This window comes from Peptoniphilus sp. Marseille-Q6390 (assembly GCF_965119475.1).
Map to the genome: position 1 here is coordinate 162,606 of NZ_CBCPLS010000001.1, position 14,856 is coordinate 177,461.

Genomic DNA, 14,856 nt, shown 5'->3' on the forward strand with positions numbered 1-14,856 from the left:
GACCACTCCAATCGTGACTCGTCACGATTGTCGTTACAATTAAAATTTGTTAGATGTCGACCTATAAACTGATAATTTCACAGTTTATAGGTCTTTTTTGTTGCACTTTTTTTTATTTAAGCTTAAAATAGGATAGAAACATGAAGAAATGAGATGAGAATTTTTGAAAAGACAAGATATAAGAAATATAGCTATTATTGCCCACGTTGACCACGGTAAGACTACCCTAGTTGATGCCCTATTAAGACAATCAGGTATCTTTAGGGAAAACCAACAAGTTAAGGACAGGGTAATGGATTCAAATGACATTGAAAAGGAAAGAGGTATCACTATCCTTTCCAAGAACACTGCTGTTAACCACAATGGAGTTAAGATTAATATCATTGACACTCCAGGACACGCTGACTTCGGTGGCGAAGTTGAACGTGTTTTAAAAATGGTAAATGGTGTTGTCCTACTAGTAGATGCCTTTGAAGGTCCAATGCCACAAACTAAGTTTGTGTTAAAGAAGTCCTTTGAACTTAACCTTCCAGTTATTGTCTGCATCAACAAGGTAGATAGACCTGAAGCAAGACCACTTGAAGTAGTTGACGAAGTTCTAGACTTATTTATTGAATTGGGTGCTGACGAATCTGTACTTGAATGTCCATTTGTATTTGCATCAGCTAAGCAAGGTATTGCAGCTCTTGATGTAGAGGACAAGATGGAAAACATGGACCCACTTTTTGAAACTATTATTAATTATATTCCAGGTCCAGAACAAAGAGATGATGAACCTTTTAAACTTCTAATTTCCACAATTGACTACAATGAATACATTGGAAGAATTGGTATTGGAAAAATCGAACAAGGTATTATTAACGAAAACGACAAACTTGTGAGAGTTAATAAACTTGACCCAGACTTTAAAGAAAATATTAAGATTGCACAAATCTATGAGTTTGAAGGTCTAGACAGGGTTGAGGTTGATTCATCACGTTCAGGTTCCATTGTTGCAGTAACAGGTATCGAAGACATCAACATTGGCGATACTATTACTTCAACAGAAGACACAGAAGCTCTTGAATTTGTAAAAATTTCTGAGCCAACAATTTCCATGAACTTCTCTGTAAATGATTCGCCTTTTGCAGGAAGGGTTGGAAAGTTCTTGACTTCAAGACAAATCAAGGCAAGACTTCACAGAGAACTACAAACTGACGTAGGACTAAGAGTTGAAGATACTGACTCCACTGATTCCTTTAAGGTTTCTGGTAGGGGAGAACTTCACCTTTCAGTTTTAATTGAAAACATGAGACGTGAAGGTTATGAGTTCCAAGTTTCCAAACCACAAGTTCTTTATAAATATGATGAAAATGGCAAAAAGTTAGAGCCAACAGAAAGAGTTACTATTGATGTTGACAATGTCTACGCCGGATCTGTTATAGAAAAACTTGGCAGGAGAAAGGGAGAGCTTGTTAACATTGTTGAACCTAATGGGGGCTACCAAAGGCTTGAATTTATTATTCCATCAAGGGGACTTATTGGTTATAGGACAGAATTTATGACTGACACTAAGGGTTCTGGAATCCTAAATTCTATTTTTGAATCCTATGTGCCTTTCAAGGGAGAAATCCCAAGAAGGGTAAATGCATCTATTGTTTCCTTTGACACAGGAACAGCTTCAGCTTATGGACTTAACAACGCCCAAGAACGTGGTACCCTATTTGTTGAGCCAGGTGAAGATGTTTATGAAGGTCAAGTTGTTGGTGAATCACCAAAGGGAATTGAAATTGAAGTTTCTGTTACTAAGTCAAAGAAACAAACTAACGTCAGAGCATCAGGTTCTGATGAAGCCCTTAGACTTTCTCCAGTTAGGAAGATGAGTCTTGAAGAAGCTTTAGAGTTTATTGAAGATGACGAGCTAATAGAAATTACACCTAATGAATTTAGACTTAGAAAGAAAATTCTAAACTCACAAACAAGATATAAATCAAAGAAAAATAAATAATTTTAGGAAAGGAGTAAAAGATGTTTAGTGCATATTTTGGGATGCTTAAAAACTTTGCCCAAGTTTATTCAGTACTATTTATTGTAAACTTACTAGTATCCACCTTTATAATTTTATTTGACAACAAGAAGCCAATATCCACATTATTGTGGGTAATGGCTATTAACTTCTTGCCCCTTCTTGGTTTTGTACTCTACCTTTTTATAGGACAGGACATTTCAAAATCCAAAATATTTAGTGGCAAACATAAAAAGGACGAGATCCTAAGCAAGGAATCAAAAGCTCAATTAAGAGAGATAAAGAACAAGGAATTTAGGTTTTCAAAAAAGAGAACTGCCAAACACATTGATATGGTTGAGATGTTCAACAAGGCAGAAAACGAAATGCTCTACACCGACAACAAGGTAAAGATTTTTAACGATGGAGTTGAAAAATTCGCTGCCCTCTTTGAAGACTTGAGAAAGGCTAAACATACAATTTACGTTCAATATTATATTTTTAAATCAGATGGACTTTCCACTGAATTTATGGATATACTAAAGTCAAAGGCCAAGGAAGGCCTTGACGTTTACTTATTAGTTGATGGCATGGGTGTTAGGAAGATGAAGTTAAGGGACAGGAAGTCTCTTGAAAAAGCTGGAGTTAAGTTTGCCATCTTCTTCCCAGGTTTTATTGACAAGATCAACACCCACATCAACTACAGAAACCACAGGAAGATTGCTGTAATCGACAAGAGAATTGCTTATGTGGGCGGCTTCAACGTTGGCGACGAATATGTATCCAAGGGTCCCATGGGCTATTGGAGAGACACCCACCTAAGGATAGAAGGTCCAGCAGTCAATGGACTTGCTTGGAGATTTTTCTTAGACTTCAAATTTGCATCAGAAGACCACACCAAGGGATTTACGACAGAAATTTTTCCAGAGATAGAAGATGGAGTGGACATAAATATTGTCACAAGTGGACCAGACACCAAGGCAGACTCCATAAGAAATGGCTACGAAAAATTAATAACTTCTGCAAGGAAGGAACTCTACATCCAAACTCCTTACTTTGTTCCTGATGAAGGACTCTTAAAGGCCATAAAGGTTGCAGCCCTAAGTGGAGTTGATGTCAACATAATGTTCCCAGCCAAGCGTGACCACCTCTTTGTTCACTGGGCATCCCTTTCCTTCTTGGGAGAACTTTTAAAGTGGGGAGCTCACGTCTACCAATATGAAGCTGGCTTCCTTCACACAAAGATTATGATATCAGATGACTACCTTTCAAGTGTTGGGACAGCAAACTTTGACATAAGATCCTTTGAACTAAATTTCGAAGTCAACGCCTTCTTATACGATGAAGAATTAAATAAAAAATTAAAGGAAGACTTTAAGAGGGATCTTGAAGAGTGCACAGAGATAACAAAGGAAATTTATGCCAAGAGGTCAAAGTTCACTAAGCTTCGTGAATCCTTTTCAAGACTTTTATCTCCCCTCTTATAGGATATAATGGATATAGAAATAAATAAAAAGAAGATAAGGTCCCTTAGACTTAGGGTCGAAGATGGGATAATAAAAGTTTCTGCTCCAAGGTCTATGACCGACAGAGCCATAAAAGAATTTATTAAAAACAATGAGGAAGCCATTGAGAGACTAAAGAGGGAAGATGAGAGAAGGGGACGCTATAAGAACCACTTGTTCGGTCAAAAGGTAAACTTCACTTCAGAGGAAGAACTTGAAAAAATTTATAGGAGAGAGCTACAGAAGGTCTTGGATGAAATTTTTCCAAGATACGAAGCCTTGACAGGACTCTCAGCCAAGTCCTATGAGATAAGGAAGATGAAGGTGAGATGGGGAACCTGCTATCCACAGAGGGGAGATATAAAAATAAATCTCTATCTGGCAGCAAGACCCTTAGAACAAATTGAGGCAGTTGTCCTTCACGAGTTAGTTCACTTAAAATTCTTTCACCACGACAAGAATTTTATAAATGAGTGCATGAAGTACATGGAAAACTATGAAGAAATTGAAAGAGAATTAAAGACCTAGGTGATAAAATGAAAAAAGCTTTAAAAATTTTGGGAATAATAGCAGGAATTCTTATCCTAATGAAACTTTTTAACATTTCCATCTTTATTGGAAATCAAAGAATTGATAAACACTTTATTGTCAGTGGAATTAGAAACTTTAACCTAGGAGATCTCTTTGACAAGGTCTCAAGATTTTTTGACGAATTAGCTGGTGGAATAAGAAGAGCAGTTAACAGTTTATAATCTTATAAAGATTTATGACTTTATAAGAAACTATGACCTTGTAAGGTATCAGGACTTTATAAAAAGATACAAGTTTATAAGAATCTATGACTTTATAAAAATCTACAACTTTATAAGAATTTAAATAGTAATAATAAAGCACGACCTTCGTGCTTTTATTTTTTGCGAAAAATTAAATTTATTATTGTGTTATAATTAATAAGTAAAATTTCGAATTAAGGTGATTAAATGAATTTAACTTTTCTTATACTAGGCTGTGTGGTGCCTGGACTTATGACAGGGGTTGGTGCAATCCCTATATTTTTTGCACAGGATGTGAGTCAGAAGGGACTGGACATTCTCCTTGCAGCTGCAGCAGGAGTTATGCTTGCAGCAACTTGCTTCTCCCTTGTTATACCAAGCCTTGAGATAGCTAATGGAACCATGGGCGTTGTCTCAACGGGACTTGGAATTTTTTTCGGGGCTCTCCTTCTTGATTTAATCGACAAGTTTGCGCCCCACGAGCACTTAATAGACAATAGACACGAGGGAGCAAATGTAAAGAACTTATCCAAGATGTGGCTCTTTGTAATTGCCATTGCCATCCACAACTTTCCAGAAGGACTTGCAACTGGTGTAAGTTTTGGTGGAGAAAATGTGGCAAATGGTCTTTCAGTTGCCCTTGGCATCTCCCTACAAAATATGCCAGAGGGACTTGCTGTTGCCCTTGCCCTTGTTCGTGAAGGCTACACTCGCAAGAAGGCCTTTGCCATAGCAAGCTTGACAGGACTTGTTGAACCTATTGGAGCCTTCCTTGGAGTTGGACTTGTTTCCATCTTCTCTGCAACTCTCGGCTTCATCCTTGCCCTTGCAGGAGGAGCCATGCTCTTCGTAATTAGCGACGAGATCATACCAGAAACCCACAATAACGGCTATGAGAGGGAGGCAACTTATGGGGTAGTTTTTGGATTTATCCTAATGATGTTTTTAGATACTCTTATATAGAAATAAAAAACCAGAGCTAGGAAGTAAGCTTCAAAATCCTAAAGGATAATGAAACTTTCTTCACATGCTCTGGTTTATTTTTTATAATTTTTAATTAGAAGACAAGGACTTGATAGCCCTGGCTTACATATTTTTCCATGCCAGCGTGGCCCTTCATGTCATCTAAAAATTTTAGTCCAAGCTTTTCGTTATCTTCATAGACACCGAGAACCTTGGAGCAAGCCTTGCATACGCCCACAATAACTCCTGAGTCCAAGAGTTTCTTATAAAGAGGATTTTTTTCATCTTCTAGAACTTTTGGAAGCTTAACAGACTTGCCTTCAAGAATTATTTTTACTTCCTTGCCAGCTTCTAGGAGGGAGTCTGCATTTAACATGACATGGTTAAAGCACATCTTCTCGCCTTCCATTACATAAAAAAGTATTTTTTCCAGAATATTCTCCTTATAATTTTTCTATTGAATCGTAGATGAGTTCTGCCTCATTGTTGTAAAAAATTTCTATTGAAGCATCTTGCCAGTCGTTTGCATCCTCAAAACCTGTGACTATTCCAGAAAATCTCATGTAGGCATAGCCAAAGGACTCATTTATTATTTCAAAATCAAGCCTTAAAAGTTCATTAATGGAAATTCTTTTGTAAGTTCCATCCTTATAGAGATTTATTTCCACTCCATTGTAAAAGTCATCATTAAGTTCTTCTAGTTCACCCTCTTTATAAAAGTCAGGGTCAAAGGAATGAATTAAATTTCCGGTAAATTCTCCAAGTTCTTCTTTGGTAAAGCTTATTTCATTTTTATAAAGTAGTAGCTTTGGATTTGTCATCATATAGTCAACTTGACCCTCAGGTGTATTTTCAAAATAAAGACCTTGGTCAAAAAATAAAAGAATCTTGTCGGAAAGATTTTCTATATTCACGAGTCTAAAGTCATGAAAGGAAAAAACTTGATTTAATAAATTTAATTTCATAAGACCTCACTTGTGGTAGGGGTGGTTGTTAATTATCCTAAAAGCCCTGTAGATTTGTTCCATTAAAATCACTCGCATAAGCTTGTGGGGGAAGGTCATCTTGGAGAAGCTGAGCTTGTAGTCAGCCCTAGATAAAACTTCTTGAGATAGTCCAAGACTTCCACCAATTACAAAAGTTATGTTGGAGTGGCCGTCGATCATAAGGTCATTGATTTTATCCGCAAAGGCCACTGAGTCTAGGCTCTTTCCACCAATCTCAAGGGCAATTACATAGGCACCATCCTTTATCTTGGAGAGGATTTTTTCGCCTTCCACATTTTTTACCTTCTCCATGTCCTTGTCTGACAAATTTTCGGGACAGGGTTCGTCCATAATTTCAAAAATGCTTAAATCTGCGTAAGACTTAAGCATTTTTTTGTACTCATTTATGGCATCCTTAAAATAATTTTCCTTGATCTTGCCAAGTACAATTAAATTAATGTTGATCATTTTAATTTTTTAACTTCTTCAAGAGCCTTGTCAAAGTTAACGTCGTGAGTTACTTCAGGAACATATTCAACGTAAGCAACTTTTCCGTCTCTATCAACAATTACAACTCCACGAGCAAGTAGTTGGAATTCTTCAATCATGAAGCCGAATTTTTTACCAAATTCCTTGTATTTATAGTCAGAAACAATGTCTGCGTTTTCGATTCCCTTAACTGAACAGAATCTTTCTTGTGCGAAAGGAAGGTCAACTGTTACAGTTACGATTTTTACATCGTCAGATAACTTTGTAGCTTCTTCGTTAAAAGTAGTTGCTTGAAGAGCACAAACTGGTGTGTCAATAGATGGTGCAACTGAATAAACTACGATTTTGCCCTTAAGGTCATCTGAGTTAAAGTCAGATAGGTCCCTCTTAACTGCCTTAAATGATGGCGCAAGGTCTCCAACTTTGATTTCTTTTCCTTCAAGATTTACTTTATTTCCGCCAAATGTTATATCCATTTCAATTCCTCCTAAAATTATTTTTGTTTTAATTTACACTATAATTATATCCAATTATCCCGATTATTAACAAGTGATTGCAATAAAATACCAATTTGCCTAAATATAAGTGAGAAAAATTTTGCGAATTAAAGTAATAAATTAGACTAACTATATGAAGTCAACAGTAAAATGAGTAAAAATCAAAAGACAATTAAATAAAAATAAGCATAACAAACAAGCCTAAATTAATTAGGAAAGAAAATAATAAAGTTTTAATTATGAGGAATAAATTTAGAATTAATTTAAAGTCGCGACCAATTGATAATTATTATCACGAAATCCAGTGTTTAAGCCATTTGTAAAGGGTTATATATATAATATATTGGAAGTATATCCAAAAAAAAGAAAGAGGTAAGTAAAATGAAAAAATTAAAAGGAACAAAAACAGCAAGTAACTTAATAACAGCCTTTGCAGGAGAATCTCAAGCAGTTCAAAGATACACTCTATCTCAAAAAATTGCTGACAAAGAAGGCTACAAGCACATAGCAAAAGTTTTTGAAGAAACAGCTTTAAACGAAAGAGCTCACGCAAACGCACTTTATAAGTACTTAAAAGACGAATTTGAAAATGAAGCTATTGAACTAAACCCTGACTATACAGCCTTTCCAGTAGTTTATAAGGACACAAAACTTGCCCTTAAAGGAGCTATTGATGGTGAAAATGGCGAAGCTGAATCTATGTATCCAGAATTTGCAAAAGTTGCAAAAGAAGAAGGCTTTGACGATATAGCAAAATCATTTACAGAAATAGGCGAAGTAGAAGAACACCACAGAGACAGATACAAAACCCTTCTAGACACTCTAGAAGCAGGAGAAATGTTTAAAAAAGATGAAGTAACAATTTGGAAATGCCTAAACTGCGGATATATCTTTGAAGGCGAAGAAGCTCCAAAAGCATGTCCAGCATGTAAACACCCACAAGGCTTCTTTATGGCAATAGGCCTAGTAAAATAAAACATTAGAAATAAAATATAAAAGTATAGAAACCTGACCTAGCATATAGGCCAGGTTTTTTTTACTAAATTGTAAACTTAAAAATCTTTAACTATACTATAGCTTACTAAAGAAAATGGAGGTTAATATGAAGAGACATCTTTAGCAACAAACTTACCAGATTGATGAGTAGCAGGATCTTAACCTGCAAAAGCTTGAAGCTGACCAGGAGTATCAAATTTATTGATGTCACCAATTTCAGCTCACAAGAAAATTGTTTAAGTTAAAACTATAGTGTCCAGTAGCTTCAAATCACACTTTTAAATTTTCAGAAGGATATGGTATAGTAGATAGTAGAAGATTAAACCAATCTAAATCCTTAGAAAAAGTGAAGTTATCCTTAAAAACTTCAACATCAGAATTAAAGACAAAACAATCATGCTTATCCTTAGCAAGGTCGATACCAACAAAAACATAAAAATCACATCCTTAATAAAAATTGGCTGTGGTATTCTCAAAAATTATGTATCCTATCCTTCTGTGAAATAAAAGGTCTAGTCTTATCTAACTCATAAACAAATAAACATAGAACTGTGGTTGGAACCTAAATAAAATAGTCAAAGCTATAGAGGACGAACCAACCCACAAGCCTATGCTTATCATATAGTAAAAAGAAAAAAGAACACTAATTACTATGTGTTTATTATACAAGGAGGTAGACATGAAAAAAATTTTAAAATTTTTATTTTTAATTTTTATGGCAGGAATAATTTTTACGGCCTGCACAGGAAAGGACCAAGATCTTCCAGATAAGAAAATTAGTAACATCAAGTGGACTCTAGAAAGTATGATAAATACAAATGACGGAGAAAAGTTAAGTAACGACGTGGCTATAAAATTTGACGATAAAAATTTTGTCATGACTGATAGGAATAATGCCATAGACTTTACTGGAACTTATGAATTAAAAAAGGTTGAAAGAGGTTACCAAGTTATAATGAAATTTGATGACTTTGAAGAAACTTCCATTGCTGGCTATGGTATGAAAACTGAGAAGGGCAAGGACCCTGTTCCAAACTTAGTTTTTGAAGAAAGGGGAAGGACCTATTCCTTTATTGGGGAAGAGAAAAAATAAGCAAACAAAAACTGTTGAGGAAAAATAATTTCTATGATAGCCTTTAAGTATGCAAAATTTTATTTAGTTACAAAATATTTTTTCTATTAATTGAAAAAGTTTATATTTTTGTGAGGTAGATATATGAAATATATATTAAAAACATGTTTATATGTGTTCTTAAACTTCATATTAGTACTTATAATAGGACAGAATTTTAGCGGAGGCAATTCTGATTTAATTATTTCTATGTACATTTTTATTGTAATTGTTTTTGTCATTCTTAATGAAAAGTTAAATACTATGTTGGAAAAACTTGATAATTTAGAAAAATCAAAAAATGATAAAAATGATGAAAGAATTGAAAAATAAATTTTAACAAAAAAAGTGATGTGTAGAATAGATTTACCTATCTTGCACATCACTTTTTTTAAAATCAAACTTATTTTTCCTTAAAAACTTTTAGCATAAGTTTAGTTGATAGGTAGAAGAGTATTAGGACAGCAAAAACACCAGCTAGTCCCCAAACTGCTACTTCTACACCTTGCATAAATACATTCATGTCCATCCTATCACCCCTACATAAACATTGGCACAAGAGCCAAAATCATTGAACCAGCAACCACTGAGCCAAGTTGTCCTGCAACGTTAGCAGACATGGCTTGCATAAGAATAAAGTTCGTTGGGTCTTCCTTAGCTGCCATAGTTTGTACAACTCTACCAGACATAGGGAAGGCTGAGATACCTGCTGCGCCAATCATTGGATTGACTTTGTTCTTTAAGAATAAGTTTAAGAACTTTGCAAATAGAACGCCACCTGCTGTGTCAAAGATAAAGGCAACAAGTCCCATGGCAAGAATCATAAGAGTGTTGACATTTAAAAAGGCATCGGCAGACATGGTTCCACCAATTGTTATCCCAAGCAAAATTGTAACTAGGTTTGAAAGTTCGTTTTGTGCAGAGATAGAAAGTCTTTCAAGAACGCCACAAACTCTTATTAAGTTACCAAACATCAAGGCTCCAATAAGGGACACAGACATAGGTGCTATTATTCCAGCAATAACTGTGATTACAATTGGGAATAATATTTCAACCTTTCTTGGAACGTGAACAGTAGTGTACTTCATTCTTATTTTTCTTTCCTTAGAAGTTGTTAAGAGTTTGATAACGGGTGGCTGAATAATTGGCACAAGAGACATATAAGAATAGGCAGCTACAGATATTGGTCCAAGATAATTTGGAGCAAAGACCTTTGCAACATAAATTGAAGTTGGGCCGTCGGCTGCACCAATTATACCAATTGACGCTGCTTCAGGAAGTGAGAACTTGCCAGTTGAAATAGCAAAGAGCATTGTGGCAAAAATTCCAAATTGAGCCGCTGCTCCAAAGAAGAGCATGAAAGGCGATGCAATAAGTGGTTTAAAGTCGATCATTGCACCAACTCCAATAAAGATTAAAACTGGGAAAAGCTCTGTGGCAATCCCTGCCTTATAGAGTATTGTCAAGAAGCCCCCATCTCCAACAGCTGATGATAGTGGAATATTAGAAATAATTGCACCAAAACCAATAGGCAGAAGAAGAGAAGGTTCGTATTCCTTATCAATGGCAAGATAAATTAAAACTCCGCCAATGATAAACATAATTAAGTGTTTAACTTCGAGATTTAAAATCCCTTCTAAAAGTATATCCATTTTACCTCCTAATTGTTTTTAACATGAAAAGTAATATAACACAAAGACTAAAAATATTCAATTTATGCAAAATAAAAAAGCCCACAAGTGTGAGCTTTCTTTTGCTACTTATAAAATTTTTGAAGCTTGTTAGTGAGATGCAAGCAGTTGAGTTTAAACAAAAGTTAAAACTACTTACTTGCTCCAATGCCTGCAAGAGCTCCATCATTTACAGCAGTGGCAACTTGTCTAACTGCCTTGACTCTTAAGTCACCTGCAAAAAATAAATTATCAATTTTGCTTACGACATCAGAATCAACAAAGCCAAGTTCATTCTTTGGTACATCTAAGTCAATAAAACGTGTATTTGGATGTTGACCAATCATAGCAAAAATTTCAAGTCCATCCTTGGAAGTAATCTCGCATCCATTGGAAAGCTTGGCAGATTCAATAAGACCATCCTTACAAGTTACAGCTTCCAAAGAGGAAGAAGTGTGGACTACAATATTATTAGATTCTTCGATTTGCTTTTTGAACTCGTGAATACATAAGAGCTTATCTTGGTTTTGCACGATGTGAACTTCCTTTGCGAACTTGGAAAGATAAATAGCTTCCTTAGCTGCACCATCAGAACCACCGTTGACTATTACAAGCTTGCCCTTAACCATTTCTTCAGAGCCCTTAGCCCAGTGAGAAATCTTATAATTTTCAATTTTTAAATCCAATTCCTTTGGACTAGAGCCAGAAGCTACAATAACTTTCTTAGCTTCGTAAGTGTCTTTATTTGTCTTGACGATAAAGACATCGCCATCTTTTTTCAAGTTAAGGACCTCTTCGTATTTTAAATCAAGCTTATAGGCCTTGATTTGATCCTCTAATCTCTTTCTAAAACTTTCTCCGTCTTCATCAACTATAACAGAAGTGTAGTGGCTAACTTTAGAAACATTTCCAATTAAACCACCAATCTTATCTTTTTCAAATATTGTCAAGTCGAGGCCCCTGGATTGTGCATAAAGAGCAGCAGAAACACCAGCAGGTCCAGCTCCAATTATAATTAAATCTTTAATATTAAAACCTCCCTTGTGTCAATATTACAATGGTGTTATAGCACTTAATAAATTCATTGTCAATAAGAGGGGGGAAGAAAAAGTGAAAGATAAATTTCACAAGATAGATCGATAGCTAATTTACTTCTATGAGTTATAAATTGCAACAATAAGTTAGACACTTTTGAATGATAAATCAAAAAGAAAGAAGTAAAAAATGATGGCGTTGCGCCTCATTATTATGTAGAAAATAGTCACGAAGCCATTATACCTAAAGAAATCTTCATGTGAGTTGGAGAAGAAATGTACAGACGAGCTAATATGGTAAGTGGCAAAGGGAAAAGAAGAATTTATTCGAGTAAATACGCCCTTTCAAGTATTGTCTATTGCTCTAAATGTGGAGATATTTACAGGAGAATAGCATGGAATAACAGAGGGAAAAAATATACAGTTTGGCGATGTTGTACAAGAGTAACCCATGGGCCAGATGCCTGCCGTGCTAGGACTATTAAAGAAGAAGACATACAAGAAGCAGTTGTGGAAGCCATCAATCAGCTTATTTCTGAAAGTAGTGAATTAAAAGAAATAATAAAAGAGAATATAGAAAAAGCCATCACAGGTGATGAAAGTAGTAGAATAGAGGAAATAGACAAAGAAATGATGAAGGTTCAAGAAGAGCTTTTAAAAGTAGCTAATGCCAAGAAAGACTACACAGACCTTGCAGATAAGGTGGAAGAGTTAAGGAATGAAAAAGAAAAGATACTCCTAACTATGGCGGAAGAAAAAAATGAACAAAGCAGGGTAAAGGAATTAGAAGAGTTTTTAGACAATCAAGAATTAGAAATAGAAAGCTATGATGAAGAATTGGTAAGGAAACTAGTGGATAAGATAGTGGTTTATGATGAAATGCTTAAAGTAATATTCAAGTCTGGAATTGAGATTCTTATTGACAAGTAGCGGATCCGTGAAGGATCTATTTTTACTTATATTGGTAATAGAGTTATAATAAAAATAGGTGTATTTGAGTACTTATGACGTATTAAATGAAATAAATCGAGTATTTTAGGAGATTTTATATGAGCAGGTTATTACTATTAGAAGATGATCATAGTCTTATTTATGGTTTGTCATTTTCTTTTAAGAAGCAAGGGTTTAATGCTGATATAGCTAGAACAATAAGTGAAGCTTTAGATTTATGGGCGAAAAATGAATATGAATTATTAATTTTAGATGTATCTCTTCCTGATGGCTCAGGATTTGAATTTTGTAGAAAAGTAAGAGAAAATTCCGATGTACCTATTATTTTTCTAACAGCTTCTGATGAAGAAACAAGTGTAATTATGGGTTTGGATATTGGTGGAGATGACTATATAACTAAGCCATTTAAATTGAGTATTTTAATTTCAAGAATAAATGCACTTCTTAGGAGAACAGAAAAATATAATAACCAAAATATCGAATCAAATGGTATAAAAATTCATTTATCAGAAAGTGTTGCTTATAAAAATGGTCACACTTTAGATCTAACGAGTGGTGAATATAAACTGCTTTGTTTATTCGTGAAAAATCCTGATATTGTCCTATCTAAAGATCGAATTTTAGAGAAATTATGGGATATTAATGATAATTATATAGACAATAATTCCGTAACTGTATATATTCGCAGACTTAGAGTGAAAATTGAAGACAATCCTAGCCATCCCAAAATGATACAAACTATTAGAGGTCTGGGATATAAGTGGAACGTTTCTTGTTGAGGTAAACAATGATGTCAGTATTTTCAGATGAAAACAATAAAAGATATTTCAAATATATATTTATTGTTAGTTTTTTATATGCTTTATTGGTGCAAATATTTATTTGGAGACAATTTAAAACTATTTCTGTTCCTTTAATTTTTATAAGTCTTATTTTTACTATGTTTACACTAGGTATATTTTATCTTTATTTAAAACGCCAAGAAGAAATTATAGAAAATGCAGAAGCACAAATCAATATGTATCTTGAAGGCAATCATAATGTTCAGATTGATTCTGACAAAGAAGGGACAATTTACAGGTTATTTAACTCCATAAATCAGATGGCTTCAATATTAAATGCCCGAGCTAAGAATGAAACGAAAGAGAAGAAATTTCTAAGAGATACTATATCTGATATATCTCATCAACTAAAGACACCATTAGCAGCTTTAAACATATATAATGAACTTATTTTTAATGAGGTTGATAAAGATTATCCAATTAAAGATTTATGTGAAGCGTCAGACCATGAGCTTAATCGAATGAATACATTAATACAAAACCTTTTGAAGTTAGCTAAGTTTGATGCAGGTGTGATTGTTCTTGAAAAATTGAATGAAAATGTGTATGCAATGATTAAAGATGTAGAACTCTACTTTACATACCGTGCAAAAAGTGAAAAAAAACATCTACAAGTTTCTGGAGATGAAAAAATAAATCTTATTTGTGATAGAGATTGGCTATTGGAAGCAATAAATAATATTGTCAAAAACGCTTTTGACCATACTAAAAGCGGTGATGTAATTAAAATTGAATGGGAGCAATTCTCGTCGATTTTACAGATAAAAATTACTGATAATGGCTTTGGTATACATGAGGATGATCTTTATCATATTTTCAAGCGTTTCTATAGAAGTAGACATTTAACGGATTCGCAGGGGATAGGCTTAGGACTACCCTTAGCAAAGTCTATCATCGAAGGACATGGAGGCACAATTGAAGTTTCTAGTGAATTAGGTTATGGGACTACTTTTATATTAACTTTTAGAAATCCTACAAAATTGTAGGATTTTAGTAATTTAATTGTAGGAATGGAGTGTTATTCTTTAATAAATAGAATAAGATCGAGGTGTTTT

General features: G+C 34.4%; 18 protein-coding genes. 11 read left to right on the top strand and 7 right to left on the bottom strand.

All coding sequences use genetic code 11. The features are described 5' to 3' along the window. Nucleotides 1-163 precede the first annotated feature (163 nt). The 5 genes from typA (at nt 164) to ACWPVO_RS00840 (ending at nt 5,225) form a co-directional block, all read left to right on the top strand. Entirely contained in the window at nt 164-1,987 is a 1,824-nt protein-coding gene (typA, locus tag ACWPVO_RS00820; protein WP_005957240.1) for a translational GTPase TypA, read from the top strand. Between the two features lie 20 nt (nt 1,988-2,007). Then, complete coding sequence (cls, locus tag ACWPVO_RS00825; RefSeq protein WP_454205909.1) at nt 2,008-3,471, top strand: cardiolipin synthase; 1,464 nt, start codon at nt 2,008-2,010, stop codon at nt 3,469-3,471. Between the two features lie 6 nt (nt 3,472-3,477). Next, nucleotides 3,478-4,017 (top strand): M48 family metallopeptidase, encoded by a 540-nt coding sequence (locus ACWPVO_RS00830; protein WP_454205911.1) that lies wholly within the window; start codon nt 3,478-3,480, stop codon nt 4,015-4,017. A gap of 8 nt (nt 4,018-4,025) precedes the next feature. Then, nucleotides 4,026-4,241, top strand: a complete 216-nt coding sequence (locus ACWPVO_RS00835; RefSeq protein ID WP_005957198.1) for a hypothetical protein — start codon at nt 4,026-4,028, stop codon at nt 4,239-4,241. Nucleotides 4,242-4,469: 228 nt separating this feature from the next. After that, nucleotides 4,470-5,225 carry a ZIP family metal transporter gene (locus ACWPVO_RS00840; RefSeq protein ID WP_454205913.1) on the top strand — a complete coding sequence of 252 codons (756 nt, stop codon included), beginning with the start codon at nt 4,470-4,472 and terminating at the stop codon, nt 5,223-5,225. A gap of 94 nt (nt 5,226-5,319) precedes the next feature. Here the strand turns inward: ACWPVO_RS00840 and ACWPVO_RS00845 are convergent, their stop codons facing one another. The 4 genes from ACWPVO_RS00845 to tpx form a co-directional block, all read right to left on the bottom strand. Next, the gene (locus tag ACWPVO_RS00845; RefSeq protein WP_454205915.1) at nt 5,320-5,601 is read right to left on the bottom strand and encodes a DsrE family protein; all 282 of its coding nucleotides are present in this window, start codon (nt 5,599-5,601) and stop codon (nt 5,320-5,322) included. 67 nt (nt 5,602-5,668) lie between these two features. After that, nucleotides 5,669-6,190, bottom strand: a complete 522-nt coding sequence (locus ACWPVO_RS00850) for a hypothetical protein (protein ID WP_412277250.1) — start codon at nt 6,188-6,190, stop codon at nt 5,669-5,671. Between the two features lie 6 nt (nt 6,191-6,196). Beyond that, a complete protein-coding gene (gene rlmH, locus ACWPVO_RS00855; protein ID WP_454207169.1) occupies nt 6,197-6,676 on the bottom strand; it encodes a 23S rRNA (pseudouridine(1915)-N(3))-methyltransferase RlmH in 480 nt (159 codons plus the stop codon). Further along, on the bottom strand, nt 6,676-7,176 hold the full coding sequence (gene tpx / locus ACWPVO_RS00860) for a thiol peroxidase (protein WP_454205918.1): 501 nt from the start codon (nt 7,174-7,176) through the stop codon (nt 6,676-6,678). Before tpx ends, rlmH begins: the two co-directional genes overlap by 1 nt. Nucleotides 7,177-7,578: 402 nt before the next feature. Here tpx and rbr point away from each other — a divergent pair, with 402 nt between their 5' ends. From rbr to ACWPVO_RS00875, 3 genes are all read left to right on the top strand, one after another. Beyond that, entirely contained in the window at nt 7,579-8,172 is a 594-nt protein-coding gene (rbr, locus tag ACWPVO_RS00865) for a rubrerythrin (RefSeq protein WP_250342493.1), read from the top strand. 700 nt (nt 8,173-8,872) lie between these two features. Further along, nucleotides 8,873-9,286: a hypothetical protein gene (locus ACWPVO_RS00870; RefSeq protein ID WP_454205921.1), complete on the top strand. Its 414-nt coding sequence runs from the start codon at nt 8,873-8,875 to the stop codon at nt 9,284-9,286. 228 nt (nt 9,287-9,514) lie between these two features. After that, nucleotides 9,515-9,637, top strand: coding sequence for a hypothetical protein (locus tag ACWPVO_RS00875; protein ID WP_454205922.1), 123 nt, complete (start codon nt 9,515-9,517; stop codon nt 9,635-9,637). A gap of 70 nt (nt 9,638-9,707) precedes the next feature. Here ACWPVO_RS00875 and ACWPVO_RS00880 read toward each other — a convergent pair whose 3' ends face one another. From ACWPVO_RS00880 to ACWPVO_RS00890, 3 genes are all read right to left on the bottom strand, one after another. Continuing rightward, nucleotides 9,708-9,833, bottom strand: a complete 126-nt coding sequence (locus ACWPVO_RS00880; RefSeq protein WP_005957244.1) for an OadG-related small transporter subunit — start codon at nt 9,831-9,833, stop codon at nt 9,708-9,710. Nucleotides 9,834-9,843: 10 nt separating this feature from the next. Continuing rightward, nucleotides 9,844-10,956: a sodium ion-translocating decarboxylase subunit beta gene (locus ACWPVO_RS00885; RefSeq protein WP_454205924.1), complete on the bottom strand. Its 1,113-nt coding sequence runs from the start codon at nt 10,954-10,956 to the stop codon at nt 9,844-9,846. A 170-nt stretch (nt 10,957-11,126) separates the two neighbouring features. Then, a complete protein-coding gene (locus tag ACWPVO_RS00890) occupies nt 11,127-12,002 on the bottom strand; it encodes an NAD(P)/FAD-dependent oxidoreductase (protein ID WP_454207171.1) in 876 nt (291 codons plus the stop codon). A 282-nt stretch (nt 12,003-12,284) separates the two neighbouring features. Between ACWPVO_RS00890 and ACWPVO_RS00895 the strand changes: the two genes are divergently transcribed. The 3 genes from ACWPVO_RS00895 to ACWPVO_RS00905 all read left to right on the top strand — a co-directional run bounded on the left by ACWPVO_RS00895 (nt 12,285) and on the right by ACWPVO_RS00905 (nt 14,787). After that, nucleotides 12,285-12,938, top strand: coding sequence for a recombinase zinc beta ribbon domain-containing protein (locus ACWPVO_RS00895; protein WP_454205926.1), 654 nt, complete (start codon nt 12,285-12,287; stop codon nt 12,936-12,938). A 119-nt stretch (nt 12,939-13,057) separates the two neighbouring features. Continuing rightward, complete coding sequence (locus ACWPVO_RS00900; protein ID WP_454205928.1) at nt 13,058-13,738, top strand: response regulator transcription factor; 681 nt, start codon at nt 13,058-13,060, stop codon at nt 13,736-13,738. Nucleotides 13,739-13,746: 8 nt separating this feature from the next. Continuing rightward, nucleotides 13,747-14,787, top strand: coding sequence for a sensor histidine kinase (locus tag ACWPVO_RS00905; RefSeq protein ID WP_454205930.1), 1,041 nt, complete (start codon nt 13,747-13,749; stop codon nt 14,785-14,787). Nucleotides 14,788-14,856 lie beyond the last annotated feature (69 nt).

Bases quoted from the DNA above. Each gene is read 5' to 3' on its own strand.
- cls (WP_454205909.1), top strand. From the start codon at position 2,008: ATGTTTAGTGCATATTTTGGGATGCTTAAAAACTTTGCCCAAGTTTAT.
- ACWPVO_RS00830 (WP_454205911.1), top strand. From the start codon at position 3,478: ATGGATATAGAAATAAATAAAAAGAAGATAAGGTCCCTTAGACTTAGG.
- ACWPVO_RS00835 (WP_005957198.1), top strand. From the start codon at position 4,026: ATGAAAAAAGCTTTAAAAATTTTGGGAATAATAGCAGGAATTCTTATC.
- ACWPVO_RS00840 (WP_454205913.1), top strand. From the start codon at position 4,470: ATGAATTTAACTTTTCTTATACTAGGCTGTGTGGTGCCTGGACTTATG.
- ACWPVO_RS00845 (WP_454205915.1), bottom strand. From the start codon at position 5,601: ATGTTAAATGCAGACTCCCTCCTAGAAGCTGGCAAGGAAGTAAAAATA.
- ACWPVO_RS00850 (WP_412277250.1), bottom strand. From the start codon at position 6,190: ATGAAATTAAATTTATTAAATCAAGTTTTTTCCTTTCATGACTTTAGA.
- tpx (WP_454205918.1), bottom strand. From the start codon at position 7,176: ATGGATATAACATTTGGCGGAAATAAAGTAAATCTTGAAGGAAAAGAA.
- rbr (WP_250342493.1), top strand. From the start codon at position 7,579: ATGAAAAAATTAAAAGGAACAAAAACAGCAAGTAACTTAATAACAGCC.
- ACWPVO_RS00870 (WP_454205921.1), top strand. From the start codon at position 8,873: ATGAAAAAAATTTTAAAATTTTTATTTTTAATTTTTATGGCAGGAATA.
- ACWPVO_RS00875 (WP_454205922.1), top strand. From the start codon at position 9,515: ATGTACATTTTTATTGTAATTGTTTTTGTCATTCTTAATGAAAAGTTA.
- ACWPVO_RS00880 (WP_005957244.1), bottom strand. From the start codon at position 9,833: ATGGACATGAATGTATTTATGCAAGGTGTAGAAGTAGCAGTTTGGGGA.
- ACWPVO_RS00885 (WP_454205924.1), bottom strand. From the start codon at position 10,956: ATGGATATACTTTTAGAAGGGATTTTAAATCTCGAAGTTAAACACTTA.
- ACWPVO_RS00895 (WP_454205926.1), top strand. From the start codon at position 12,285: ATGTACAGACGAGCTAATATGGTAAGTGGCAAAGGGAAAAGAAGAATT.
- ACWPVO_RS00900 (WP_454205928.1), top strand. From the start codon at position 13,058: ATGAGCAGGTTATTACTATTAGAAGATGATCATAGTCTTATTTATGGT.
- ACWPVO_RS00905 (WP_454205930.1), top strand. From the start codon at position 13,747: ATGATGTCAGTATTTTCAGATGAAAACAATAAAAGATATTTCAAATAT.